The organism is Streptomyces sp. G5(2025) (genome assembly GCF_049542075.1).
Lineage (GTDB): Bacteria > Actinomycetota > Actinomycetes > Streptomycetales > Streptomycetaceae > Streptomyces.
Genome location: NZ_JBMUZT010000006.1, coordinates 1,797,821 through 1,822,442 on the forward strand (window position 1 = coordinate 1,797,821; position 24,622 = coordinate 1,822,442).

The 24,622-nt window shown below is 69.0% G+C and carries 20 protein-coding genes, 1 tRNA gene and 1 pseudogene; 12 read left to right on the top strand and 10 right to left on the bottom strand.

Annotated elements, in window-relative coordinates:
- Positions 1-113 precede the first annotated feature (113 nt).
- From ACOBQB_RS19035 to ACOBQB_RS19045, 3 genes are all read left to right on the top strand, one after another.
- The gene (locus tag ACOBQB_RS19035) at positions 114-2,393 is read left to right on the top strand and encodes an FdhF/YdeP family oxidoreductase (protein ID WP_423593247.1); all 2,280 of its coding nucleotides are present in this window, start codon (positions 114-116) and stop codon (positions 2,391-2,393) included.
- A 70-nt stretch (positions 2,394-2,463) separates the two neighbouring features.
- On the top strand, positions 2,464-2,955 hold the full coding sequence (locus ACOBQB_RS19040; protein WP_423593248.1) for a PaaI family thioesterase: 492 nt from the start codon (positions 2,464-2,466) through the stop codon (positions 2,953-2,955).
- Between the two features lie 220 nt (positions 2,956-3,175).
- On the top strand, positions 3,176-3,346 hold the full coding sequence (locus ACOBQB_RS19045; protein WP_423593250.1) for a hypothetical protein: 171 nt from the start codon (positions 3,176-3,178) through the stop codon (positions 3,344-3,346).
- Positions 3,347-3,518: 172 nt separating this feature from the next.
- Here the strand turns inward: ACOBQB_RS19045 and ACOBQB_RS19050 are convergent, their stop codons facing one another.
- A complete protein-coding gene (locus tag ACOBQB_RS19050) occupies positions 3,519-3,731 on the bottom strand; it encodes a hypothetical protein (protein ID WP_423593251.1) in 213 nt (70 codons plus the stop codon).
- Between the two features lie 523 nt (positions 3,732-4,254).
- On the opposite strand from ACOBQB_RS19050, the gene ACOBQB_RS19055 reads away from it, so the two are divergent.
- From ACOBQB_RS19055 to ACOBQB_RS19075, 5 genes and pseudogenes are all read left to right on the top strand, one after another.
- Entirely contained in the window at positions 4,255-5,502 is a 1,248-nt protein-coding gene (locus ACOBQB_RS19055) for a branched-chain amino acid ABC transporter substrate-binding protein (RefSeq protein ID WP_423593252.1), read from the top strand.
- A gap of 162 nt (positions 5,503-5,664) precedes the next feature.
- A pseudogene (locus tag ACOBQB_RS19060) lies at positions 5,665-6,593 on the top strand (branched-chain amino acid ABC transporter permease).
- A 5-nt stretch (positions 6,594-6,598) separates the two neighbouring features.
- The gene (locus ACOBQB_RS19065) at positions 6,599-8,443 is read left to right on the top strand and encodes a branched-chain amino acid ABC transporter permease (protein WP_423593254.1); all 1,845 of its coding nucleotides are present in this window, start codon (positions 6,599-6,601) and stop codon (positions 8,441-8,443) included.
- Positions 8,444-8,446: 3 nt separating this feature from the next.
- A complete protein-coding gene (locus ACOBQB_RS19070; RefSeq protein WP_423593255.1) occupies positions 8,447-9,271 on the top strand; it encodes an ABC transporter ATP-binding protein in 825 nt (274 codons plus the stop codon).
- A complete protein-coding gene (locus tag ACOBQB_RS19075) occupies positions 9,268-9,984 on the top strand; it encodes an ABC transporter ATP-binding protein (protein ID WP_423593257.1) in 717 nt (238 codons plus the stop codon). The genes ACOBQB_RS19070 and ACOBQB_RS19075 overlap by 4 nt, the downstream gene beginning before the upstream one ends.
- A gap of 94 nt (positions 9,985-10,078) precedes the next feature.
- On the opposite strand, the gene ACOBQB_RS19080 is transcribed toward ACOBQB_RS19075, so the two are convergent.
- Positions 10,079-10,735: an ANTAR domain-containing response regulator gene (locus ACOBQB_RS19080; protein WP_423593258.1), complete on the bottom strand. Its 657-nt coding sequence runs from the start codon at positions 10,733-10,735 to the stop codon at positions 10,079-10,081.
- A gap of 101 nt (positions 10,736-10,836) precedes the next feature.
- On the opposite strand from ACOBQB_RS19080, the gene ACOBQB_RS19085 reads away from it, so the two are divergent.
- Positions 10,837-10,920: transfer RNA gene (locus ACOBQB_RS19085), tRNA-Leu, on the top strand.
- Positions 10,921-11,003: 83 nt separating this feature from the next.
- Complete coding sequence (locus tag ACOBQB_RS19090) at positions 11,004-11,792, top strand: helix-turn-helix domain-containing protein (RefSeq protein WP_423593260.1); 789 nt, start codon at positions 11,004-11,006, stop codon at positions 11,790-11,792.
- A gap of 15 nt (positions 11,793-11,807) precedes the next feature.
- Here ACOBQB_RS19090 and pyk read toward each other — a convergent pair whose 3' ends face one another.
- On the bottom strand, positions 11,808-13,244 hold the full coding sequence (gene pyk, locus ACOBQB_RS19095; protein WP_423593261.1) for a pyruvate kinase: 1,437 nt from the start codon (positions 13,242-13,244) through the stop codon (positions 11,808-11,810).
- A 131-nt stretch (positions 13,245-13,375) separates the two neighbouring features.
- On the bottom strand, positions 13,376-14,110 hold the full coding sequence (locus ACOBQB_RS19100) for an SIMPL domain-containing protein (RefSeq protein ID WP_423593263.1): 735 nt from the start codon (positions 14,108-14,110) through the stop codon (positions 13,376-13,378).
- Positions 14,111-14,258: 148 nt separating this feature from the next.
- Here ACOBQB_RS19100 and ACOBQB_RS19105 point away from each other — a divergent pair, with 148 nt between their 5' ends.
- Both ACOBQB_RS19105 and ACOBQB_RS19110 read left to right on the top strand, forming a co-directional pair.
- Entirely contained in the window at positions 14,259-16,064 is a 1,806-nt protein-coding gene (locus ACOBQB_RS19105; RefSeq protein WP_423593265.1) for a bifunctional metallophosphatase/5'-nucleotidase, read from the top strand.
- Between the two features lie 44 nt (positions 16,065-16,108).
- Positions 16,109-16,504 (top strand): hypothetical protein, encoded by a 396-nt coding sequence (locus tag ACOBQB_RS19110; RefSeq protein WP_423593266.1) that lies wholly within the window; start codon positions 16,109-16,111, stop codon positions 16,502-16,504.
- On the opposite strand, the gene ACOBQB_RS19115 is transcribed toward ACOBQB_RS19110, so the two are convergent.
- The 6 genes from ACOBQB_RS19115 to ACOBQB_RS19140 form a co-directional block, all read right to left on the bottom strand.
- Positions 16,494-17,939 (bottom strand): lysine N(6)-hydroxylase/L-ornithine N(5)-oxygenase family protein, encoded by a 1,446-nt coding sequence (locus tag ACOBQB_RS19115; protein WP_423593268.1) that lies wholly within the window; start codon positions 17,937-17,939, stop codon positions 16,494-16,496. The two genes, ACOBQB_RS19110 and ACOBQB_RS19115, sit on opposite strands and share 11 nt — an antisense overlap.
- On the bottom strand, positions 17,936-19,429 hold the full coding sequence (locus ACOBQB_RS19120) for a pyridoxal phosphate-dependent decarboxylase family protein (protein WP_423593269.1): 1,494 nt from the start codon (positions 19,427-19,429) through the stop codon (positions 17,936-17,938). The genes ACOBQB_RS19115 and ACOBQB_RS19120 overlap by 4 nt, the downstream gene beginning before the upstream one ends.
- A gap of 220 nt (positions 19,430-19,649) precedes the next feature.
- Positions 19,650-20,540 (bottom strand): NAD(P)H-binding protein, encoded by an 891-nt coding sequence (locus ACOBQB_RS19125; protein ID WP_423593270.1) that lies wholly within the window; start codon positions 20,538-20,540, stop codon positions 19,650-19,652.
- Between the two features lie 155 nt (positions 20,541-20,695).
- The gene (gene pepN / locus ACOBQB_RS19130) at positions 20,696-23,236 is read right to left on the bottom strand and encodes an aminopeptidase N (protein ID WP_423593272.1); all 2,541 of its coding nucleotides are present in this window, start codon (positions 23,234-23,236) and stop codon (positions 20,696-20,698) included.
- Positions 23,237-23,306: 70 nt separating this feature from the next.
- Positions 23,307-23,660 (bottom strand): chorismate mutase, encoded by a 354-nt coding sequence (locus ACOBQB_RS19135; RefSeq protein ID WP_423593273.1) that lies wholly within the window; start codon positions 23,658-23,660, stop codon positions 23,307-23,309.
- Positions 23,661-23,671: 11 nt separating this feature from the next.
- Positions 23,672-24,583 carry a helix-turn-helix domain-containing protein gene (locus ACOBQB_RS19140; protein ID WP_423593274.1) on the bottom strand — a complete coding sequence of 304 codons (912 nt, stop codon included), beginning with the start codon at positions 24,581-24,583 and terminating at the stop codon, positions 23,672-23,674.
- Between the last annotated feature and the right edge of the window lie 39 nt (positions 24,584-24,622).

Genomic DNA, 24,622 nt, shown 5'->3' on the forward strand with positions numbered 1-24,622 from the left:
TGCCACGCCCCACTGACAGTCCGGTCCCCTCCCGCCCCTGAGCCCGGCATTGTCACCGGTGCGTGGGAGGATCGGAGACGTAGCTCACGTACGTGCTCGAAGGGGAGCCGACCATGGCAAGCAAGCCGCCCAAGGGCGATCCGGTCCAGGACGCGCCACAGGTCGCCGAAGTGCAGCACGCGGCCGCGGGCCTGCCCGCCATCGGTCATACGCTGCGAATGGCACAGCAGCAGATGGGCGTGCGCCGCACGGCACTGACCTTGCTGCGGGTCAATCAGAAGCACGGCTTCGACTGCCCCGGCTGCGCCTGGCCCGAGCCCGAGCACCGGCACAAGGCGGAGTTCTGTGAGAACGGCGCGAAGGCGGTCGCCGAGGAGGCCACGCTGCGCCGCGTGACCCCCGACTTCTTCGCCGCGCACCCCGTGGCCGACCTCGCCACCCGCAGCGGGTACTGGCTGGGGCAGCAGGGCCGCCTCACGCATCCCATGTACCTGGCGGAGGGCGCCGAACGGTACGAACCCGTCTCCTGGGAGCGGGCCTTCGACATCGTCGCCGAGGAGCTGGCCGCCCTCGACACCCCGGACGAGGCCGTCTTCTACACCTCGGGCCGCACCAGCAACGAAGCGGCGTTCCTCTACCAGCTCTTCGCCCGCGAGCTGGGCACGAACAACCTCCCCGACTGCTCCAACATGTGCCACGAGTCGTCCGGCTCCGCGCTGACGGAGACGATCGGCATCGGCAAGGGCAGCGTCCTTCTGGAGGATCTCTACAAGTCGGACCTGATCATCGTCGCCGGGCAGAACCCCGGCACGAACCACCCGCGCATGCTCTCCGCCCTGGAGAAGGCCAAGAACAACGGCGCGAAGATCATCACGGTCAATCCGCTGCCCGAGGCCGGCCTGGAGCGCTTCAAGAACCCCCAGACCCCGCAGGGCATGCTCAAGGGCACCGCCCTCACCGACCTCTTCCTCCAGATCCGCCTCGGCGGCGACCAGGCCCTCTTCCGCCTCCTGAACAAGCTGATCCTTGAGACCGAGGGCGCGGTCGACGAGGAGTTCGTACGCGAACACACCCATGGGTACGAGGAGTTCGTCGCCGCCGCGCGGAACGCCGACTGGGACGAGACCCTGAAGGCCACGGGCCTGGACCGCGCGCGCATCGAGGAAGCCCTCGCCATGGTGCTCGTCTCGCAGCGCACCGTCGTGTGCTGGGCGATGGGCCTCACCCAGCACAAGCACTCGGTGCCGACGATCCGCGAGGTCGTCAACTTCCTGCTGCTGCGCGGCAACATCGGCCGCCCCGGCGCGGGCGTCTGCCCCGTGCGCGGCCACTCCAACGTGCAGGGCGACCGCACGATGGGCATCTTCGAACGGCCCGCGCCCGCCTTCCTCGACGCCCTGCAGAAGGAGTTCGGCTTCGCGCCGCCCCGCCACCACGGCCTGGACGTCGTCCGCGCCATCCGCGCCCTGCGCGACGGCGAGGCGAAGGTCTTCTTCGCCATGGGCGGCAACTTCGTGTCGGCCTCCCCCGACACCGAGGTGACCGAGGCGGCGATGCGCAAAGCCCGCCTGAGCGTGCACGTCTCCACGAAGCTGAACCGCTCGCACACCGTCACGGGCGCGCGCGCCCTGATCCTGCCGACGCTCGGCCGCACCGAACGCGATGTCCAGGCGGGCGGCGAGCAGTTCGTGACCGTCGAGGACTCCATGGGCATGGTGCACGCCTCGCGCGGCCGCCTGGCGCCCGCGAGCGACCAGCTGCTCTCCGAACCCGCCATCGTGTGCCGCCTGGCCCGGCGCGCCCTCGGCCCCGCCTCCCGCACCCCCTGGGAGGAGTTCGAGAAGGACTACGCCACCGTGCGCGACCGCATCGCGCGCGTCATCCCCGGCTTCGAGGACTTCAACGCGCGCGTCGCGCACCCCGGTGGCTTCGCCCTGCCGCACGCCCCGCGCGACGAGCGCCGCTTCCCCACCACCACCGGCAAGGCCAACTTCACGGCCGCCCCCGTCGAGTACCCCACCGTCCCGAAGGGACGGCTGCTGCTCCAGACGCTGCGCTCCCACGACCAGTACAACACCACCATCTACGGCCTCGACGACCGCTACCGCGGCATCAAGAACGGGCGCCGCGTCGTCCTGGTCAACCCCGAGGACGCCGCCGAGCTGGGCCTCGCCGACGGGACGTACGCCGACCTGGTCGGCGAGTGGCGGGACGGCGTGGAGCGCCGCGCGCCGGGCTTCCGCGTCGTGCACTACCCGACGGCCCGCGGCTGCGCCGCCGCGTACTACCCGGAGACCAACGTCCTGGTGCCGCTGGACGCCACCGCCGACACCAGCAACACCCCTGCCAGCAAGTCCGTCGTCGTACGCCTGGAACAATCGTCGCTCGACTGAGCGTTTGCTCAGCGTCAGCGACAGCTGACGAGTGTGCCGATCGACGGATGAATGAACGGAGCCGGGCCCCATGGGTGAGCAGCACAGCGTGAAGTTCCCGCAGGAGGTCATCGACGAGTACGCCGCGCTCGGTGTCGATCTGGCCGCCCTGTTCTCCGCGGGGCACCTCGGCACCCGCATGGGCGTGCGGATCATGGAGGCCTCGGCGGAGCGCGTCGTCGGCACCATGCCGGTCGAGGGCAACACCCAGCCGTACGGCCTGCTGCACGGCGGCGCGTCCGCGGTGCTCGCCGAGACCCTCGGCTCGGTCGGCGCGATGCTGCACGGCGGCATCGGCAAACTCGCCGTCGGCGTCGACCTGAACTGCACGCACCACCGCGGCGCCCGCTCCGGCCTGGTCACGGGCGTGGCGACGCCGGTGCACCGGGGCCGCTCCACGGCCACGTACGAGATCGTGATCAGCGACGAGGAGGGCAGGCGGGTGTGCAGCGCACGCCTGACCTGCATGCTGCGGGACGCTCCCGCGGACGGCACGACCGGATCGGACAGCGCGACCGGCTGACCCGACGGCGGGCGGGCGCACACGCGTCGCGGGACCGGGCACACACGCGTCACGGGGCGGGCGCACACGCATTGTCGGGGCCGGCGCACACGCGTCACGGGGCGGGCGCACACGCATTGTCGCGGCCGGCGCACACGCGTCACGGGGCGGGCGCACACGCATTGTCGGGGCCGGCGCACACGCATTGTCGGGGCGTGTGCCCCCGGTCTAGCGTCGGCACATGAGGCACCGGACACAGCACCAGGTACGGCTCTGTGCGCTCGCCCTCGCCCTCCCGCTCACCCTCGACACCGGCCGCGCCACGCCGGACACCATCGGCCCCGCCCCCTCCTCCCCCACCTCCGCCTCCCCCGCCGGGCCCGGCGGGGGAGGCGGCAGGCCCCGGGTGTGAACGCCATCGGGCCGGTCGAGCCGGGCGAGGACACCTACAGGCGTGAAAACACCCACGGCCGGGGAGTCCCCGCCCCGGAGGCGGTATGGCGCGACCCCCGCCGGCTCCGTCACCGCCGCACGGCCCTCGCCGCCACCGCGGCCGTACTCCTCGGCGCGGCCGGGCTGAGCCTCTACCTGACGCGCCCGGAGCCGCCGCCCGCGCCGCCCCCGCCACGCCCGCCCTGGCCGTCGCAGAGTGTGGCGGTGACGTACGCCGGCGAGATGTCGCGCCCCGGGGCCGGGCAACGGAACTTCACCTTCGCCGTCACCTTCACCCAGGAGGCCGGCCCCCCGGTGTCCGTGCGCCGGGTCGCCCAGCCCTCGGCGGCGCTTTCGGTACGCACCTCCCCCGCCACCCCATTCACGGTGAAATCGGGAACACCCCGGAAGTTGATCATCACGATACACATCCGCGAATGCGGAGAAGTGCCACGGAATGCGGGACTCCCTTTCCTGGAAGTAACACTGCGTAATGTGCGCGCAAACGATCAGCAGAGTTACATCCTGGGTCCGGAATACGCGAATGATCTTTCCGGAGCGCTGACCGCCGCATGCCCACGAACACGCGTGTCATGAGCCAAACACCTTTACACTCCTGCCGGTTGTCCTGGAGATTCTCAGCATGCGGATACGTCGAGATCCCCCGAACAAGGTCAGATTCGGCCTCAACCGCCCCCTGCGTTCCAGCCCGGAATACTCCGTGGCATAACAAGAGCGTCACAGCCTTGCTCTGACCACTCCACCTGGAACAAAGGCGCCCTTAGAGTCACGGCCAGTCACCGCGCCCACCGGATTCCCGTCAGTTCGGTTCCGCGCTCGACTCGGCATCCCAACAAGGGACAGCCGTGCCAGGGGAAAGGACTGATCGTGCGTCAACGTTCGCTCATAGCCATCACCGCTGCACTCACCGCGGGGGCTCTCACCCTCACCGCCTGTGGCTCGCGCGACGACAAGGACAAGGAGAGCGCTGACGGCGGCGGCACCACCGTGGTCATCGGCGTCGACGCCCCGCTGACCGGTGACCTCTCCGCGCTGGGCCTCGGCATCCGCAACTCCGTCGACCTCGCCGTCAAGCAGGCCAACGACAAGAACTACGTCGACGGCATCACCTTCAAGATGCAGGCCGCCGACGACCAGGGACAGCCCTCCTCCGGCCAGACGAACGCCACCAAGTTCGTCGCCAACAAGGAGCTCCTCGGCGCCGTCGGCCCCCTGAACTCCTCCGTCGGCGAATCCATGCAGAAGGTCTTCGACGACGCCAAACTCGTCCAGGTCTCCCCCGCCAACACCAACCCGGCCATGACCCAGGGCCCGGACTGGAACGGCGGCAAAAAGGTACGCCCCTACAAGGCCTACTTCCGCACGGCCACCACCGACGCCATCCAGGGCCCCTTCGCCGCGCAGTACCTGTACAACAAGGCCAAGAAGAAGAAGGTCTTCGTCATCGACGACAAGAAGACCTACGGCGCGGGCCTCGCCGCCACCTTCAAGGACGAGTTCACCAAACTCGGCGGCAAGGTCGCCGCCACCGAACACGTCAACCCCGACACCAAGGACTTCGGCGCCGTCGCCACCAAGATCCGTAACTCCGACGCCGACGTCGTCTACTACGGCGGCGAATACCCCGCCGCAGGCCCCCTGAGCAAGCAGATGAAGAAGGCCGGAGCCAAGATCCCGCTCGTCGGCGGCGACGGCATCTACAGCGCCGACTACATCAAACTCGCCGGCAAGGACGGCAAGGGCGACTACGCCACCTCCGTCGGCCAGCCCGTCGAACAGCTGCCCTCCGCCAAAGAGTTCATCGCCAACTACAAGAAGGCCGGCTACAAAGAGGCCTACGAGGCATACGGCGGCTACTCCTACGACTCCGCCTGGGCCATCATCGAGGCCATCAAAAAGGTCGTCGAGGACAACGACGGCAAACTGCCCTCCGACGCCCGCGCCAAGATCGTCGACGCCATGCAGGACGTCTCCTTCGACGGCGTGACCGGCAAGGTCGCCTTCGACGAATACGGCGACGCCACGAACAAGCAGCTCACGGTGTACCAGGTCAAGGACACCGCCGACCCGGCCAAGGGCTGGAAGCCCGTCGAGTCCGGCACCTACACCGGCTGACCCACCACCCGCAGCACGACACCGCCGCGCGGGGCGCTGCCCGACAGCGCCCCGCGCGGCGTCGCATCCGACACGGTGACGTCCCGACCGTCACAGCGGTGCCGTGTCCGTCGCGTCCGTCGCATTCGAAATCCGTCGCTCGAAAGACTCGGAGGACCTGCGGTGCACGAACTGCCGCAACAGCTGGTCAACGGCCTGCTACTGGGATCCATGTACGGCCTCATCGCCATCGGCTACACAATGGTCTACGGCATCGTCCAGCTCATCAACTTCGCCCACGGCGAGATCTTCATGGTCGGCGGCTTCGGCGCCCTCACCGTCTGGCTCTGGCTCCCCGGCGGCACCACCATGTGGGTGGCCATCCCCCTCATGATCATCGGCGCCGTCATCGTCTCCACCACCATCGCCATCGGAGCCGAACGCTTCGCCTACCGGCCCCTGCGCGGCGCACCACGGCTCGCCCCCTCATCACCGCCATCGGCCTCTCCCTCGCCCTCCAGCAAGCCGTCTGGGCCTGGTACCCCCACGCCAAGTCCTCCCGCACCTTCCCCGAGATTCCCGGCGACTCCATCCACATCGGCAGCGTCACCATCCAGCCCGGCGACCTCTTCCTCGTCGTCGCCGCCCCCCTCTGCATGTTCGCCCTCGGCTGGTTCGTCATGAAGACCCGCGTCGGCCGCGGCATGCAAGCCACCGCCCAAGACCCCGACACCGCCAAACTCATGGGCGTCAACACCGACCGCGTCATCGTCGTCGCCTTCGCCCTCGGAGCCGCCTTCGCCGGCATCGCCGCCATCGCCTACGGCTTCCGCTACGGCGAAGTCAACTTCCGCATGGGCTTCCTCTGGGGCCTCAAAGCCTTCACCGCCGCCGTCCTCGGCGGCATCGGCAACATCTACGGCGCCATGATCGGCGGCCTCGTCCTCGGCGTCGCCGAAGCCATGGCCACCGCCTACATGAACGACATCCCCGGCATGGACAAGCTCGGCGGCCAGTCCTGGGCCGATGTCTGGGCGTTCGTACTCCTCATCGTCGTCCTCCTCGTCAGGCCACAAGGCCTCCTCGGCGAGCGCGTCGCGGACAGGGCGTGACCACCATGAACACACACACCACAGCGGCCGACCACACCCGCCCCCACAAGGAAAACGCCCCCACGGGCCTCCTCCCCATCCCCACCGGCCCAGCCCGCGCCATGGCCACCGGCGGCGGCGCACTCACCATCGTCTCCGCCTTCCTCGCCTGGACCTGGACCGCCGCCTTCCCCGGCGACCTCACCGTCTACGGCTACCCCGGCGGCCTCCAATGGCTCGTCCTCATCACCGGCGCCCTCACCACACTCCTCGGCCTCGCCTCATACGGCACCAAAGGCATCCGCGCCATCGCCCCCGGCAACGCCGACGCCGCCCTCAAATACGCCGCCCTCGCCGCCTTCACCACCGCCTGGTACACAATCCTCGCCATCAGCACCAAACTCGGCGGCCTCGCCAACCTCGAACCCGGCGGCTGGATCGTCGCCATCGCCACCCTCACCGCCCTCACCGGCGCCCTCGCCCTCCCCTTCCAGAGGCCCCAGACCTACCCGGTCGACCCCGAGGACAGCAGCTGGGAACAGTTCAAACACCGCCTGCGCAACAGCCTCACCGTCTTCAAGGGAGCCTTCGCCGCAGACGCACCCCCCACACCCCGCCAACTCCCCGGATACGCCGAAATCCTCGTCATCGTCGCGGCACTCGCCACCGGCCTCCTCGTCTTCACCTACGGCATCGGCACCGAATACGACGAACTCTTCATCGGCTTCCTCATCTCCGTCGCCTTCGGCTTCGCCGCACTCTCCAAAGCCGGACTCGTCGCCCACGTCTCCGTCTACACCGCACGCCACCGCAACGTCACACTCCTCGGCGCCTTCCTCGCCGCAGCCGCCTTCCCCTTCACCCAGAACGACGACCAATACGCCACCATCGGCGTCTACATCCTCATCTTCGCCACCGTCGCCCTCGGCCTGAACATCGTCGTCGGCCTCGCCGGACTCCTCGACCTCGGATACGTCGCCTTCCTCGGCGTCGGCGCCTACGCCGCATCCATGGTCTCCGGCTCCCCCTCCTCCCCCTTCGACGTCCACCTCCCCTTCTGGGCCGCCATCCTCGTCGGCGCAGGCGCCTCCCTCATCTTCGGCGTCCTCATCGGCGCCCCCACCCTGCGACTACGCGGCGACTACCTCGCCATCGTCACCCTCGGCTTCGGCGAAATCTTCCGCCTCGTCGCCATGAACTCCGACGGCGCCTCCGGACCCGACATCACCAACGGCTCCAACGGCATCGCCTCCATCCCCAACCTCAAAATCCTCGGCTTCGACTTCGGCCTCGAACACAGCATCGGCGGCTTCACCATCGGCCGCTTCGCCAACTACTTCTTCCTGATGCTGCTCATCACCCTCGTCGTCGTCCTCGTCTTCCGCCGCAGCGGCGACTCCCGCATCGGCCGCGCCTGGGTCGCCATCCGCGAAGACGAAACCGCCGCCCTCGCCATGGGCATCAACGGATTCCGCGTCAAACTCATCGCCTTCGCCCTCGGCGCCGCACTCGCCGGACTCGCAGGCACCGTCCAAGCCCACGTCACCTACACCGTGACACCCGAGCAATACCAATTCGCCAACACCGTCCCACCCAACTCCGCCTTCCTCCTCGCCGCCGTCGTCCTCGGCGGCATGGGCACCATCAGCGGACCCCTGGTCGGCGCCGCACTCCTCTACCTCATCCCCAACAAACTCGCCTTCCTCGGCGACTACCAACTCTTCGCCTTCGGCCTCGCCCTCGCCCTCCTCATGCGCTTCCGCCCCGAAGGCCTCATCCCCAACCGCCGCCGCCAACTCGAATTCCACGAAGCCGAACTCGAACCCGGCGACACACCGCCACCCACAGTCCTCAGCAAGACAGGGGCCTGACCCATGACCACAGACACCACCCAAAAAGGCCAGGCCCCCGACACCCCGGCCGGACAGACCGTCCTCGACGCCCGCAACGTCACCATGCGCTTCGGCGGCCTCACCGCCGTACGCTCCGTCGACCTCACCGTCAACAGCGGCGAAATCGTCGGACTCATCGGCCCCAACGGCGCCGGTAAAACCACCTTCTTCAACTGCCTCACCGGCCTCTACATCCCCACCGAAGGCGAAGTCCGCTACAAAGGCCAGCTCCTCCCCGCCAAATCCTTCAAAGTCACCGCCGCAGGCATCGCCCGCACCTTCCAGAACATCCGGCTCTTCGCCAACATGACCGTCCTGGAAAACGTCCTCGTCGGCCGCCACACCCGCACCAAAGAAGGCCTCTGGTCAGCCCTCCTCCGCGGCCCCGGCTTCCACCGCGCCGAAGCAGCCTCCAAAGCACGCGCCATGGAACTCCTGGAGTTCGTAGGCCTCGCCGACAAGGCAGAACACCTCTCACGGAACCTGCCGTACGGCGAACAACGCAAACTGGAGATCGCCCGCGCCCTCGCCAGCGAACCCGGCCTGCTCCTCCTGGACGAACCCACCGCCGGCATGAACCCCCAAGAAACCCGCGCCACCGAAGAACTCGTCCTCGCCATCCGCGACATGGGCATCGCCGTCCTCGTCATCGAGCACGACATGCGCTTCATCTTCAACCTCTGCGACCGCGTAGCCGTCCTCGTCCAAGGCGAGAAACTCATCGAAGGAAGCAGCGAAACGGTCCAGCAGGACGACCGCGTCATCGCCGCCTACCTCGGCGAACCCTTCGAGGAGAACAACTCATGACCCCACTCCTTGAGGTCGAGGACCTCCGCGTCGCCTACGGCAAGATCGAAGCCGTCAAAGGCATCTCCTTCACCGTCGAAGCCGGCAAAGTCGTCACCCTCATCGGCACCAACGGCGCAGGCAAAACCACCACACTGCGCACCCTGTCAGGCCTGCTCAAGCCAGTCGGCGGAACCATCAAATTCAACGGCAAAACCCTGCGCAAATACCGCGCCGACCAAATCGTCGCCCTCGGACTCGCCCACTCCCCCGAAGGCCGCCACATCTTCCCCCGCATGACCATCGAGAACAACCTCCGCCTCGGCGCCTACCTCCGCTCCGACAAAGCAGGCATCGAAAAGGACATCAACCGCGCCTACGAACTCTTCCCCATCCTCGGAGAACGCAGAAAACAGGCAGCAGGCACCCTCTCCGGCGGCGAACAACAAATGCTCGCCATGGGCCGCGCCCTGATGTCCCAGCCCAAACTGCTCATGCTCGACGAACCCTCCATGGGCCTCTCCCCGATCATGATGCAGAAGATCATGGCGACCATCGCCGAACTGAAATCCCAGGGCACCACCATCCTCCTCGTCGAGCAGAACGCCCAAGCGGCGCTCTCCCTCGCCGACGAAGGCCACGTCATGGAAGTCGGCAAGATCGTCCTCTCCGGCACGGGCGGCGACCTCCTCCACGACGAATCCGTGCGCAAGGCGTACCTCGGCGAGGACTGACACACGTCCGTCCACCCGCCCTCGCATACGACGAGGCCCGCACCCCCGGCTTCGGGGTGCGGGCCTCGTCGTACGTACGTATGGGCGCTCCGGGTCAGCCCTTCGCCGCCTTCTTCTCCTCGGCGTCCTCGATGACCGCCTCCGCGACCTGCTGCATCGACAGCCGCCGGTCCATCGACGTCTTCTGAATCCACCGGAACGCGGCGGGCTCCGTCAGGCCGTACTCCGTCTGAAGGATCGACTTCGCCCGGTCCACCAGCTTGCGCGTCTCCAGCCGCTGGGAGAGGTCCGCGACCTCCTTCTCCAGCGTCTTCAGCTCCGCGAACCGCGAGACGGCCATCTCGATCGCCGGGACGACGTCACTCTTGCTGAACGGCTTGACCAGGTACGCCATTGCGCCGGCGTCCCTCGCCCGCTCGACGAGGTCCCGCTGCGAGAACGCCGTCAGCATCAGCACGGGGGCGATGGACTCCTCCGCGATCTTCTCGGCGGCGGAGATGCCGTCCAGGACGGGCATCTTCACGTCCAGGATCACGAGGTCCGGCTTGTGCTCGCGGGCCAGCTCGACGGCCTTCTCACCGTCGCCCGCCTCGCCGACGACGCTGTAGCCCTCTTCCTCCAGCATCTCTTTGAGGTCGAGCCGGATCAGGGCCTCGTCCTCGGCGATGACGACGCGGGTCGTCAGCGGAGGGACGTGCGACTGGTCGTCGTCCGACGCTTCGGTGGGCTGTGGCGGCTCGGGGGCGGTCACGGGGGCTCCTCGTTATGGCAGGTGCGCTGCCCTAGCAGGGTACCTAGCTGCGGTGGCACGCGGTGACCCGGTACACTTCCGGAAGCGCGCAGCACTATAAAGCCGGGTTGGCGCAACTGGTTGACGCGGAGGTCTCAAACACCTCTGTCCGAAAGGACGTGTGGGTTCGAATCCCATACCCGGCACCGCCAGAAAGCGGAGGTCCACGTTCTCGTGGATCTCCGCTTTTCGTTACACGCGGCCATGATCGGTGGCACAGAGTTGCCGTATGCACTTCCACAGCACTGAAGTACGACAGCAGGCGCTCACACTGCTGCGCGGCGGGGCAAGGAACGCCCAAGTCGCGCGCGAACTGAAAGTCCCCCTCGGCACCATTGGCTACTGGAAGCACATGGACCGAGCCAAACGCGGAGAGTGCCCAGGAAGGCACGACCCGAAATGCCCACGCTGCGACGGCCGCGAACTCGACGAGGGCGCGTACTCGTACCTCTTGGGCTTATATCTAGGCGACGGACACATCATCCGGTACTCCGCCCACCGCGTCCCGAGCCTGATGATCGTCTGCGCCGAGGCATGGCCCGGGCTCATGGATCTCTGCGAAGAAGCTATGCGCGCGGTGTTCCCCGACAACTCGGTCTGCCGCGTTCGCCGGACCGGCTGTCGCAACGTGAAGGTGTACTCGAACCACCTGTGGTGCATGTTCCCCCAGCACGGCCCCGGCAAGAAGCACGACCGCAAGATCGCCCTCGACCCCTGGCAGCAGGAGATCGTCGACGCGCACCCCTGGGAGTTCGTCCGGGGGCTCATCCACTCCGACGGGTGCCGTATCACCAACTGGACGACCCGTCTCGTACGCGGCGAGCGCAAGCGCTATGAGTACCCCCGGTACTTCTTCACCAACAAGTCGGACGACATCAGGGAACTCTTCACCGGCACCCTCGACAAGCTCGGCATCACCTGGACGCACTGCACCCGCAACGGCAACCCGTACAACATCTCCGTCGCCCGCAAAGCCGACGTCGCCCTCATGGACATCCACATCGGCCCCAAGTACTGACCGAACCGCCGGAGGCTACTCGTGATCGTCGCTCTCGCCGATGCGATGCACCCGTACCAGGTTCGTCGAGCCCGACACCCCCGGCGGGGAGCCGGCCGTGATCACGACCACGTCGCCCTTCTGGCAGCGGCCGATCTTCAGGAGTAGCTCGTCGACCTGGTCGACCATCGCGTCGGTGGAGTCGACGTGCGGGCCGAGGAAGGTTTCCACGCCCCAGGTGAGGTTCAGCTGGGAGCGGGTGGCCGGGTCGGGGGTGAAGGCAAGGAGCGGGATGGGTGAGCGGTAGCGGGAGAGGCGGCGGACGGTGTCGCCGGACTGGGTGAAGGCGACGAGGAATTTGGCGCCGAGGAAGTCGCCCATTTCGGCGGCTGCGCGGGCGACGGCGCCGCCTTGGGTGCGGGGTTTGCTCCGCTCGGTCAGTGGGGGCAGGCCCTTGGCGAGGATGTCTTCTTCTGCGGCTTCGACGATGCGGCCCATGGTCTTGACGGTTTCGACGGGGTATTTGCCGACGCTGGTCTCGCCGGAGAGCATGACCGCGTCGGTGCCGTCGATGACGGCGTTGGCCACATCGCTCGCTTCGGCCCTCGTGGGGCGGGAGTTGTCGATCATCGAGTCGAGCATCTGGGTGGCGACGATGACCGGCTTGGCGTTGCGCTTGGCGAGTTTGATGGCGCGCTTTTGGACGATGGGGACTTGTTCGAGGGGCATTTCGACGCCGAGGTCGCCGCGGGCGACCATGATGCCGTCGAAGGCGGCGACGATGTCTTCGATGTTGTCGACGGCTTGTGGCTTTTCGACTTTGGCGATGACGGGGAGGCGGCGGCCTTCTTCGTCCATGATGCGGTGGACGTCTTCGATGTCGCGTCCGCTGCGTACGAAGGAGAGGGCGATGATGTCGCAGCCGGTGCGCAGGGCCCAGCGGAGGTCTTCTTCGTCCTTGTCGGAGAGTGCGGGGACGGAGACGGCGACGCCGGGGAGGTTGAGGCCTTTGTGGTCGGAGACCATGCCGCCTTCGAGGACGGTGGTGGCGACGCGGGGGCCGATGACGCGGGTGACCTGGAGGGTTACTTTGCCGTCGTCGACGAGGATGCGTTCGCCTGAGGTGACGTCCTGGGCGAGGCCGCGGTAGGTGGTGCCGCAGCTTTGGCGGTCGCCTTGGGCGCCTTCTTCGACGGTGATGGTGAATTCGTCGCCGCGTTCAAGGAGTACGGGGCCTTCGTGGAAGCGGCCGAGGCGGATCTTCGGGCCTTGAAGGTCGGCGAGGATGCCGACGCTGCGGCCGGTTTCTTCGGCGGCCTTGCGCACGCGCTGGTAGCGCTCCTCGTGTTCGGCGTGGGTGCCGTGGCTGAGGTTGAAGCGGGCCACGTCCATTCCGGCTTCGACCAGTGCCTTGATCTGGTCGTACGAGTGGGTGGCGGGCCCCAGGGTGCAGACGATTTTGGCTCGGCGCATGGTTCGAGCCTAGGGCTTACCGGTCAGTAGAGAAGGGGGCCTGCGTGTCTGCTCAACAACCTTTGGGTGAAGGGGTGTTGACAAGTGTTGAAGTGTGCGGGTGGCTGCTCTGATGAGCGGTTTTTCGGCTGTCACGGGTTCAGTCGTGGGGGTGTCATGGTGAAGCGGGCGTTGACCTGGGCGTAGACGTGCTGGCGTTGTGGTTCGAGGTCGAGGGGTGCGGCTTCTGTGGGCAGGTCGGGGGCTCCGCCGTAGGCGACGGAGCGCATGACGGCGGGGCCGTCGTAGCCGTAGGCGTTGGGGTTCTCGGCGTCGAGGTCGGCGAGTTCGATGAGGGCGGCGAGTTGCGTGCCGAGGGCTTCGGCGTATTCGCGGGCGCGTTGGACGGCTTCGCGGACGGCCTGTTGTCTGGCGTGGCGGTGGGTGGGTGAGTCGGGGCGCAGGGCCCACCAGGGGCCGTCGACGCGGGTGAGGTCGAGGTCGGCGAGGCGGCTGGTGAGTTCGCCGAGTGCGGTGAAGTCGGTGAGTTCGGCGGTGATGTGGACGCGGCCGTGGTAGGCGCGGACGCGTTCGCCGCGGCCGTGTTTGGTGAGTTGGGGGCTGATGGAGAAGGCGCCGGTCTCCAGTTTTTCGACGGTGTCGCCGTAGCTTTTGACGAGGTCGAGGGCGGTGGTGTTGCGGCGGGTGAGGTCGCTGAGGGCGTCGCGGCGGTCGGTGCCGCGGGCGTTGACGGTGATGCCGATGCGGGCGATTTCGGGGTCGACTTCGAGGTGGGCTTCGCCGCGGACGGCGACGCGGGGGGCGTCGGGGGTGCCGTAGGGGGTGTGCGGGGTGGGGGTGGTGGGCGTTGTGGCGGTTGTGTCCATGGGAGCACTGTCGCACCGTGCCGGGCTGTCCGTCAGCTGTCGGCGCACCTTGAGAGTCATCGGATCGCAACCTGGGGGGTCTGTTGCGGGTGGGGGCGTGGGGGTCAGAATCTACGCGCGTTACTACGGTCGACCGAGGAGTACAGAAATGCCGCTGAACCGCAGGAAGTTCCTGGGCACGTCCGCCGTCTCCGGTGTGGGTGTTGTGCTCGCGGGTGGGGCTGTGGCGCCGTCCGCGGCGCAGGCGATGGGGAGGGAGCCCGGTCGGCGGGAGAAGCGGTATGCGTTCACCGTTCTCGGTACGACGGACTTGCACGGCAATGTCTTCAACTGGGACTACTTCACGGACAAGGAGTTCGACGACAAGGACCACAATGATGTGGGCCTGGCGAAGATCTCGACTCTTGTGAACGAGGTGCGTGCGGTGAGGGGCCGCCGGAACACGCTGCTGATCGATGCGGGTGACACCATTCAGGGCACGCAGCTGTCGTATTACTACGCGAAGGTGGATCCGATTACTGCCGCGCGTGGTCCGGTGCATCCGATGGCACAGGCGATGAACGCGATCGGGTATGACGCGGCGGCGCTGGGCAATCACGAGTTCAATTACGGCATCCCGGTGTTGCGCAAGTTCGAGGAGCAGTGCGATTTTCCGCTGCTGGGGGCGAACGCGCTGGACGCGAAGACGCAGCGGCCGGCCTTTCCGCCGTACTTCATGAAGCGGCTGCGTACTCCGCACGGCCGTGATGTGAAGGTGGCGGTGCTGGGTCTGACGAATCCGGGTATCGCGATCTGGGACAAGGCGAATGTGCAGGGGAAGATGACGTTCCCGGGTCTTGAGGAGCAGGCTGCGAAGTGGGTGCCGAGGCTGCGGTCGATGGGCGCGGATGTGGTGATCGTGTCGGCGCATTCCGGTTCCAGTGGCACGTCGTCGTACGGGGATCAGTTGCCGTATGTGGAGAACGCGGCGGGGCTGGTGGCGGAGCAGGTGCCGGGGATCGACGCGATTCTGGTGGGGCACGCGCACACGGAGATTCCCGAGTATTTCGTGGAGAACAAGGCGACGGGGAAGAAGGTCGTGCTGTCCGAGCCGTTGAAGTGGGGGCAGCGTCTGACGTTGTTCGACTTCGAGCTGGTGTGGGTCAAGGGTCGCTGGACGGTGGAGAAGGTGGGGGCGAAGGTCCTGAACTCCAATGTGGCGGTCGAGGACAAGAAGATCACGCGGTTGCTGGCGGATGAGCACGAGAAGGTCGTCGCGTACGTGAATCAGGTCATCGGCACCTCGAAGGAGGCGATGAGCACGGCCGAAGGCCCGTACAAGGATGTCGCGATCATCGATCTGATCAACCGGGTGCAGCAGGAGACGGTGGCGCTGGCGCTGGCGGGTGGGGCGTATGCGGCGTTGCCGGTGTTGTCGCAGGCGTCGTGTTTCTCGCGGACGGCGCGGATACCGGCGGGTGAGGTGACGATCAAGGATGCGGCGGGTCTGTACCCGTTCGAGAACACTCTGGAGGCGCGGGTGATCACGGGTGCGCAGCTGAAGGAGTATCTGGAGTTCTCGGCGCGCTATTACGTGCGGACGCCGGCGGGTGCTCCGGTGGATCCGGCGAAGCTGACGAATGCCGAGAAGATTCCGGATTACAACTATGACGCGGTGTATGGCGTGACGTATGAGATCGATATCGCGAAGCCGGTGGGGTCGCGTGTGGTGAAGCTGGCCTTCGAGGGCGGGGAGATCGATCCGAAGGCGGAGTTCGTGCTGGCGGTGAACAATTACCGGGCGAGTGGTGGCGGGAATTTCCCGCACATCGCGGGTGCCAAGCAGGTGTGGGCGAATTCGGAGGAGATCAGGAACACGATCATCGGGTGGGTGAAGGCGAAGGGGACGATCGACCCGGGGCAGTTCGCGTCGGTGGGCTGGAGGCTGACCCGGGACGGTGTGCCGGTGTTCTGAGGTCCGGGAGGCTGCGGTCCGGGAGGCTGTGGACAATTTCCGGTATGGATGAGGGACTTGTTGCCGCGCTTGAGCCGGTGCTTCGCGATCTGAGGGCGACGTGTGCGGTGCGTCCGGTGGTCCGTGAGGAGTGGCATGACGGCTTCGGGGAGCTGGTGATGCTGTACGGGCCGGACGGTTCGGGGGTGGGGCTGTCGGTGCGTGTCGGTTCGAACGCGGCGGAGTGGACGGCGGACTTCGCGGACCAGGCCCAGGAGTGGGCGGTGGAGGCGTTGTGCGCGGAGTTGCGGCCCGCCGTGTGGCCGGAGTGTCCGGCGCACCCCGACTCGCATCCGTTGGAGGCCGGGGTGGTGGGTGGTGTCGCCGTGTGGTCGTGTCCTCGTACGCGGTGGGTGGCGGCTGTGGTCGGGGGGCTGGGCGGCGGGCCGGTCAGTTCTTGAGAGGTACGAGGTTTCCGCGCCGCTGGCCGGTGTGGCTGGTGGTGTTCGTGTGCTGTTGGGGGGTGGGGAGGCCGAAGCTGGTGAACGCGGTGCGGTGGGGCAGCGGGTAGGGGTCTTTGCCGGTGAGGGTGTTGAGGATGGTGGCGCTGCGCCAGGCGGCGAGGCCGAGGTCGGGGGCGCCGACGCCGTGGGTGTGGCGTTCGGCGTTCTGCACGTAGATGTTGCTGCCGGTGGCGGTGATGGAGGGGTCGAGGACGAGGCGGTAGTGCTCGTCGATGCGGGGTCGGGCGGAGGAGTCCTTGCGGATGTAGGGGTCGAGGCCGGCGAGGAGCCGTTCGGTGGGCCGTTCGCGGTAGCCGGTGGCGAGGACGACGGCGTCGGTGGTGAGGCGGGAGCGGGTGCCCTGCTGGATGTGTTCGAGGTGGAGTTCGACGCGGGTGCTGGCGACGCGGCCGGCGGTGCGGACGTGGACACCGGGGGTGAGGACGGCGTCGGGCCAGCCGCCGTGCAGGGTGCGGCGGTAGAGCTCGTCGTGGATGGCGGCGATGGTGTCGGCGTCGATGCCTTTGTGGAGTTGCCACTGGTGGGGGACGAGGCCGTCGCGGACGGCTTCGGGCAGGGCGTGGAAGTAGCGGGTGTAGTCGGGGGTGAAGTGTTCGAGGCCGAGTTTGGAGTACTCCATGGGGGCGAAGGCTTCGGTGCGGGCGAGCCAGTGGAGTTTTTCGCGGCCGGTGGGGCGGGCGCGGAGCAGGTCGAGGAAGATTTCGGCGCCGGACTGTCCGGAGCCGATGACGGTGATGTGTTCGGCGGTGAGCAGCCGTTCGCGGTGGTCGAGGTAGTCGGCGGAGTGGATGACGGGGACGGTGGGGGCTTCGGCGAGGGGTTTGAGGGGTTCGGGGATGTGGGGGGCGGTTCCGACGCCGAGGGCGATGTTCTTGGTGTAGGTGCGGCCGAGGGCTTCGGCTTCGCCGTCGGTGTCGAGTTGGGTGAAGTCGACTTCGAAGAGGTCGCGTTCGGGGTTCCAGCGGACGGCGTCGACCTGGTGGCCGAAGTGGAGGCCGGTGAGGTGCTCGCTGACCCAGCGGCAGTAGGCGTCGTACTCGGCGCGTTGAATGTGGAAGCGCTCGGCGAAGTAGAAGGGGAAGAGGCGTTCGCGGGTCTTGAGGTAGTTGAGGAAGGACCAGGGGTTCGCGGGGTCGGCGAGGGTGACGAGGTCGGCGAGGAACGGCACTTGGAGGGTGGCGCCGTCGATGAGGAGCCCGGGGTGCCAGTGGAAGGCGGGGTGCTGGTCGTAGAAGACGGTGTCGAGTTCGCCGAGGGGCTGGGCGAGGGCGGCGAGGGAGAGATTGAACGGCCCGATGCCGATGCCGACGAGGTCGCGGGGGTTCTCGGGGGCGGTGAGGGGCTTTGCGTGGCGGTCGGGGATGGCGGTCATCGGGGGGTGGGTCCTTTCGGGGGGTGGGGGGTGGTGAGGGTGAGGAGACCGGCGAGGTCTTGGGGGCGGGTGTGGGGGTTGAGGAGGGTGGCCTTGAGCCATCTGCGGCCGTGCAGGTCGGCGCGGCCCAGTACGGCGGTGCCTTCGGTGAGCAGGTGCCTTCGTAGGTGGGCGATGTCCGTGTCGTCGGCGTCCACGGGGCGGAACAGGACGGTGCTGATGGTCGGCGCGTCGTACAGCTCGAAGTGCGGGTGGGCTTCGATGAGGTCGGCGAAGTGCCGGGCGTGGTCGCAGACTTGGTCGACGAGGGCGCCGAGTCCTTTTCTGCCCAGGGCCTTGAGGGTGACGGCGATCTTCAGTACGTCGGGGCGTCGTGTGGTGCGCAGGGAGCGGCCGAGGAGGTCGGGGAGGCCGGCGTCGGTGTCGTCGTCGGCGTTGAGGTAGGCCGCGTGGTGGGTGAGGGCGGCGAGGTCGCGGGGGTCGCGGATGGCGAGGAGGCCGGCGGCCGCGGGTTGCCAGCCGAGTTTGTGCAGGTCGAGGGTGACGGTGTCGGCGCGTTCGATGCCGTGCAGGAGCCTTTTGCGTACGTCGCTGAAGAGGAGCCCGGCGCCGTATGCGGCGTCGATGTGCAGGCGGGCGCCGTGGGTGGCGCACAGGTCGGCGATGTCGTCGAGGGAGTCGATGAGTCCGGCGTCGGTGGTTCCGGCGGTGGCGGCGACGAGGAGGGTGCGGGCCTGGGTGTGGGTCTGGGTTCCCTTGTGGGCGTCGCGTAGGTCGGTGAGGGTTTCGGCCAGGGCCGTGGGGTCGAGGGTGCCGGTGGGGGTGGGCACGATGACCGGTGCGGGCAGGCCGAGGAGCCAGGCGGCGCGGGCGAGGGAGTGGTGGGCGTTCGCTCCGACGACGAGGCGGACGGGGCCTTGGGTGGCGGCGGCTTCGCGGGCGAGGAGCAGGGCGAGTTGGTTGGATTCTGTGCCGCCGGTGGTGACGAGGGCGTCGGCACCCCCACTGGGCCCGGCCCCGGACGCGGCCCCGAACCAGGCTTCAGCCGCACCCTCCGCCCCGGCCCCACCATAGATCTCCGCGGCGATCGCGTCGGTGACGAGGGCTTCGAGGGTGGAGGCGGCGGGTGCCTGGTCCCAGGAGTCCATGGAGGGGTTGAGCGCGGAGGCGGCCAGGTCCGCGGCGACGGCGACGGCGAGCGGTGGGCAGTGCAGGTGGGCGGCGCACAGAGGCTCGGCGGGGTCGGCGGCGCCTTCGGCGAGTGCGCGGACGAGGGTCCGCAGAGCCGTTTCGGGGCCGGCGCCCCGCTCGGGCAGCAGGGGCTCGGCGGCGGCGCGGACGCGGTCGGTGACGGCTCGGGGGCCGCCGGCGGGGAGCGGACCGCCGCGGGCGGCCGCGCCGTCACGCAGGGCGTCGAGCGTGGCCGCGAGCAACGGCCGCAGGGCGTCGGGGCCATGGGCGCCCCCGGCGAGGGGAGGCGGGCTGCTCATGAGGGGGCCCTTCGGGTGGTGTGCGCCTACAGGGACACACCAGCCTGTACGCCACTTGGGCGGCGTGCCCGAATACTTCGGCGATCCGAACCCGAAAGTGGTACTGCCGTGCGGAGAAAACGTGTCGGTGTGGGGCGGGGTGCTAGGCGTTCTGACCGCCGGTGCCGTCGCCCCCTCCCCCGCCCCGGCCCCGACCCGATCCGGCCCGGCCCCATGAACCTCAGGGGCGGAAGTCGTCCTTGTGGTCCTGTGCCCACTGGGTGAACGTGCGGGCGGGCTTGCCGGTGACGGTCTCGACGGTGGTGGTGATCTCCGGCTCGGCGCCGACGGCTTCGGCGAAGGAGGCGAGGATGGCGGGAAGCATCTGCGGGGGAACGTGCGGGAAGAGTTCGGGGCCGACTTCCTGCGGCGGTACGTCGACGAAGCGCAGTGTGCGGCCGAGTGCGGCGCCGATGGCGTGGATCTGCTGCTCCGTCGTCACGGCCTCGGGCCCGGTGAGGCGGTGGACGGCGCCCTCGTGGCCGTCGTCGAGGAGGGTGCGGGCGGCGACCGCGGCGATGTCGGCCTCGTGGATGGGGGCGGTGACCGCGCCGCCGAAGGGGCCGCGGACGGTGTCGCCGGCGCGGATCTGCGGCGCCCACTGGAATGAGTTGGTGGCGAAGGCGTTGGGCCGCAGGAAGGTGTGGCCGAGGCCGCTCTCCTTCACGTGTGCTTCGAGTTCGGCGTGGGCGACGTGGATGGGGTGGGTGGTGTCGGCGCCGTCCTGGATGATGCCGGAGGAGAGGACGGTGACGTGGCGGACGCCGCCCGCGCGGGCCGCTTCGAGGAGGGCGGCGGTGTGCGCGCCGGCGGCCTGGAGGTGCAGGAAGAGGCCTGAGGCGCCCTCGAAGAGCGGGGCGAGGTCGGCGGGCCGGGGCCGGTCGCCGGAGAGGTCGAGGCGGCTGACGTCCACCGTTTCGGGCAGCCCGGCGCGCTCGGGGGCGCGGGTGAGGGCGCGTATGGGGGTTTGCTCGGCGGCGAGTTGCTCCACGAGGGCGCGGCCCACGTTTCCAGTGGCTCCGGTCACGACGATCACGGGGGGTGTTGTGGGCGCGGGGGGTGTCGTGGGCACGGGGAGGGCTCCTTCTGGTCCGGGTGGTGGCGTGGTGGCCGTACCGGCGGGTCCGGCCCGGCTCTGGTGTGAGCGTAGGCCGGTCCCGTCGGGTGGCGGATCGTCGTTTGGGACCAGGGGGTGTAGGCCGCGGGACCTACGCCCCGCGTCCCGGGTCAGCCCTTGCCGGTGCCTTGCCGTACGCGCAACGCCCTTGCGAGGTCGTCGAGTTGGTCGGCGAGCTTGCGGCGCAGGGCGGGGATCGGGTCGGCGTCGCGCAGGCACCGCTCGCCCAGCTGGAGTGTCTCGGCGTCCACGAACGGTGTGGGGAAGGCCCACTGGCCCACGATGTCGGCGATCGCGGTGCCGCGCCGGGCCGCCACGGCGACGGCGTCCTCGTAGTAGCGCGGGACGTACTCCGCGACGAGGTCGGTCTGTTCGGGCTGCCAGAAGCCCTGCGCGGTGGCTTTGAGGAGGTGGTTGGACAGCTCGTCGGAGGCGAACATCGCCTCCCACGCGGCCCGCTTGGCCGCGGCGTCCGGCAGCGCGGCCCGGCAGCGGGCGGCGCCTTCCTGGCCGGTGGCGCTCGGGTCCCGCGCCAGTTCGGCGGCGATGGCCGTCTCGTCGGTGGCGTCCAGCACGGCGAGCCGGGTGAGGACCCGCCAGCGCAGCTCCGGGTCGAGTTCGGGGCCGCCGGGCACGGTGCCTTCGTTCAGCCATGCCTGGAGGTGTCCTGGCTGGGTGGCGACGTCGATGGCGACGCGGACGGCGGTGAGGCGGAGCCCCCGGTTCGAGCCGTCCTCGGTGCGACGGATCAGGTCGCGGCAGAGTTCGCCGAGAGCGGCGAGGACTGCGGGCCGCTCCTCGGGGCCGGTGTAGCGGCCGGCGATGTGGGCGGTGGCGAAGGTGAGGACGCCGCGGACGATGGCGAGGTCGCTCTCCTCGGGGAGGTGGGCGAGGGCGGCCGTCAGGTAGGAACCGCCGTCGAGTTCGCCGTCGCGGACCATGTCGCGCAGGCTGTTCCACAGGACGGCGCGCGTGAGGGCGTCCGGGACTCCGGAGAGGTCGCGCAGGACGGTGTCCCGGGAGATGTCGTCGAGGCGGATCTTGGCGTAGGTGAGGTCCTGGTCGTTGGGGACGATCAGGGCGGGGCGGCCGCCGTCGCGGGGCGGGGCGGGTTCGGTGGCCGGGAGGTCGGTCTCGTACCGCTCGCGTAGGACGAAGCCGCGGCCGCCGGCGAGGTCTCGGTCGTAGACGCCGACGGCGACGTGGTGGGGGCGGCCGGCGCCGTGGGGGTCCGCGCCGCCGTCGAGGGTGAGGGTCCACTCGCGTCCGGCGTGCACGACCTTCGAGGTGAGGGTGTCGACGCCGGTGGTGCGCAGCCAGGCCTCGGCCCAGGCGTGTACGTCGCGGTCGGTGGCGTGGGCGAGGGAGTCGATGAAGTCGGCGAGGGTGGCGTTGGCGAACTTGTGCCGTGCGAAGTGGGTGTTGATGCCGGCGAGGAAGTCCTTCTCGCCGAGCCAGGCGACGAGTTGGCGCAGGGCGCTGGCGCCCTTGGCGTAGGAGATGCCGTCGAAGTTGAGCATCGCGGACGCGGTGTCGGGCACGGCGTCGGGGGCGGGGGCGACGGGGTGGGTGGAGGGGCGCTGGTCGGCGTCGTACCCCCAGGGTTTGCGGACGACGCCGAAGTCGGTCCACGGGTCCGTGAAGCGGGTGGCTTCGGCGATGGTCTGGTAGCCCATGTACTCGGCGAAGGACTCGTTCAGCCAGATGTCGTCCCACCAGGTGAGGGTGACGAGGTCGCCGAACCACATGTGGGCCATCTCGTGGGCGACGACCATGGCGCGGGACTGGCGTTCGGTGTCGGTGACGGCGGAGCGGAAGACGTACTCGTCGCTGAAGGTGACGAGGCCGGGGTTCTCCATGGCGCCGACGTTGAACTCGGGGACGAACACCTGGTCGTAGGAGTCGAAGGGGTAGGGCTCGTCGAACTTCTCGTGGTAGCGGTCGAAGCAGGCGCGGGTGACGTCGAGGATCTCGTCGGCGTCGGCGTCCAGGGAGGCGGCGAGGGAGCGGCGGCAGTGGAGACCGAAGGGCAGCCCGCGGTGTTCGGTGCGCACCGAGTGGAAGGGGCCGGCGGCGACGGCGACGAGGTAGGTGGAGATGAGCGGGGTGGCGGCGGCACGCCAGGTGCCGTCGCCGAGGTGTTCGGTGACGCCGTTGGCGAGGACGGTCCAGCCTTCGGGGGCGGTGACGGTCAGCTCGAAGACGGCCTTCAGGTCGGGCTGGTCGAAAGCGGCGAAGACGCGCTGCACGTCTTCCATGAACAGCTGTGTGAACGTGTACGTCTCACCGTCGCTCGGGTCGGTGAAGCGGTGCATGCCCTCGCCGGTGCGGGAGTAGCGCATCGCGGCGTCCACGCGCAGCTCGTGCTCGCCGGCGGTGAGCCCGTGGAGCGTGAGGCGGTTGTCGGTGAGGCCGGCCGGGGCGGTGAGGTCGAGGGGCTGCCCGTCGAGGGTGACGGAGCGCAGCTCGGCGGGTTTGAGCTCGACGAAGGTGGCGCCGTCGGTGCGGGCGCTGAACCGGATGACGGTACGCGAGTCGAAGGTGTCGCCGGTGGGGTCGGCGGCCTGGGTCAGGTCGAGTTCGACGGTGTACCGGTGGACGTCGATGAGCTGGGCTCGGGTCTGCGCTTCGTCGCGCGTCAGTACGGGCATGGGCTCATGCTGCCCGATGGGGTCGGCGTCGGTGAAGGTCAGGGCGGCGGGTGCCGTCCGGGTGCGGGCCTCAGGGCGACTTGGCGATCGTCTCGTGGTGGCGGATCACTTCGGCGATGATGAAAGTGAGCAGTTTCTCGGCGAACGCGGGGTCGAGTTTGGCGCTCTCGGCGAGTTCGCGCAGCCGGGCGATCTGGCGGGCCTCGCGGGCCGGGTCGGCGGGCGGCAGCTGGTGGTTGGCCTTGAGGTGGCCGACCTGCTGGGTGCACTTGAAGCGCTCGGCGAGCATGTGGACGACGGCGGCGTCGATGTTGTCGATGCTGTCGCGCAGTCGGGCCAGCTCGGTGCGCACGGCCTCGTCCGTGCCGCTCGCGCTCTCCGTGCCGCTCGCGCCGTTCGCGTCAGTGGTGTGGCTGGTGGTCATGGTTCCTGAGCCTACGTTGCCGGTCCGGAGTGGGGGAGGGTGGAGGAGGACCGCAGCATCGGTGGGTCGTCAGGGTCCGGTACCTGTTGGGACCAGCCGCCGGGCACGGCGCGGCCCTGCTGCTCGCGGAAACGGACGGGGGCCGTGCCGACGCGGCGGGTGAAGAGGCGGGAGAAGTAGGCCGGGTCGTCGTAGCCGACGCGGCGGGCGACGGCGGCGACGGGCAGCTCCGTGGCGGCGAGGAGTTCCTTGGCGCGGCCGAGGCGGATGCCGAGGAGGTAGTCCTTGGGGCTGCATCCGGCGCCGCGCCGCACGGCGGTGCGCAGCTCGGCGGGGGTCATGCCGTGCCGGGCGGCGTGTTCGGCGACGGACAGGGGCCGGAAGGCGTCGCGGGCCAGGGCCTGGAGGACGGGGTCGCCGTCGGGGGCGATGTCGGCGCGGGCGCGGCGCAGGGCGACGAGGAGTTCGTGGACGGCGGCGCCCGTCTCGACTTCGAGGAGGGGGTTGCCGCGCCGGGCCGCGCGGGCGATGCGGCCGACGGCGGCGCGGGCGCCCGCCGCGTCGGAGAGGGGCACCACGGGGCGGGTGGGTTCGATGTAGCCGAGTTCGGTGTACGTCGTGGTCGCGGGGCCGGTGAAGTCGACGAAGCACTCGTCCCAGCCGGTGTCGGGGTCGGGCCCGTAGTGGTGGCGTACGCCGGGGATGAGCCAGATCAGGGCGGGCGCGGTCACCGTCGTACGCCGTCCGTCGGGGCCGCGGAACCAGCCGCCGCCCGCGCTGATGACGACGGCGACGTGGTGGTCGAGGGTGCGGGGGCCGACGGTCGGCAGGAGGCCGTGCTGGAGGCCGACGCCGAGGCAGGCAAGGCCGAGCTTGTGGTGGGCCGGGCTGGGAGTGAAATACCGCATCCACGTGTGGTACATCCGCGTGCCCCTTCCGGTGCGGGCCGGGTCCGGGGCCCG

Bases quoted from the DNA above. Each gene is read 5' to 3' on its own strand.
- ACOBQB_RS19040 (WP_423593248.1), top strand. From the start codon at position 2,464: ATGGGTGAGCAGCACAGCGTGAAGTTCCCGCAGGAGGTCATCGACGAG.
- ACOBQB_RS19100 (WP_423593263.1), bottom strand. From the start codon at position 14,110: ATGGACACAACCGCCACAACGCCCACCACCCCCACCCCGCACACCCCC.
- ACOBQB_RS19090 (WP_423593260.1), top strand. From the start codon at position 11,004: ATGCACTTCCACAGCACTGAAGTACGACAGCAGGCGCTCACACTGCTG.
- ACOBQB_RS19140 (WP_423593274.1), bottom strand. From the start codon at position 24,583: ATGTACCACACGTGGATGCGGTATTTCACTCCCAGCCCGGCCCACCAC.
- ACOBQB_RS19105 (WP_423593265.1), top strand. From the start codon at position 14,259: ATGCCGCTGAACCGCAGGAAGTTCCTGGGCACGTCCGCCGTCTCCGGT.
- ACOBQB_RS19075 (WP_423593257.1), top strand. From the start codon at position 9,268: ATGACCCCACTCCTTGAGGTCGAGGACCTCCGCGTCGCCTACGGCAAG.
- ACOBQB_RS19115 (WP_423593268.1), bottom strand. From the start codon at position 17,939: ATGACCGCCATCCCCGACCGCCACGCAAAGCCCCTCACCGCCCCCGAG.
- ACOBQB_RS19120 (WP_423593269.1), bottom strand. From the start codon at position 19,429: ATGAGCAGCCCGCCTCCCCTCGCCGGGGGCGCCCATGGCCCCGACGCC.
- ACOBQB_RS19035 (WP_423593247.1), top strand. From the start codon at position 114: ATGGCAAGCAAGCCGCCCAAGGGCGATCCGGTCCAGGACGCGCCACAG.
- ACOBQB_RS19110 (WP_423593266.1), top strand. From the start codon at position 16,109: ATGGATGAGGGACTTGTTGCCGCGCTTGAGCCGGTGCTTCGCGATCTG.
- ACOBQB_RS19070 (WP_423593255.1), top strand. From the start codon at position 8,447: ATGACCACAGACACCACCCAAAAAGGCCAGGCCCCCGACACCCCGGCC.
- ACOBQB_RS19065 (WP_423593254.1), top strand. From the start codon at position 6,599: ATGAACACACACACCACAGCGGCCGACCACACCCGCCCCCACAAGGAA.
- pyk (WP_423593261.1), bottom strand. From the start codon at position 13,244: ATGCGCCGAGCCAAAATCGTCTGCACCCTGGGGCCCGCCACCCACTCG.
- ACOBQB_RS19135 (WP_423593273.1), bottom strand. From the start codon at position 23,660: ATGACCACCAGCCACACCACTGACGCGAACGGCGCGAGCGGCACGGAG.
- ACOBQB_RS19045 (WP_423593250.1), top strand. From the start codon at position 3,176: ATGAGGCACCGGACACAGCACCAGGTACGGCTCTGTGCGCTCGCCCTC.
- pepN (WP_423593272.1), bottom strand. From the start codon at position 23,236: ATGCCCGTACTGACGCGCGACGAAGCGCAGACCCGAGCCCAGCTCATC.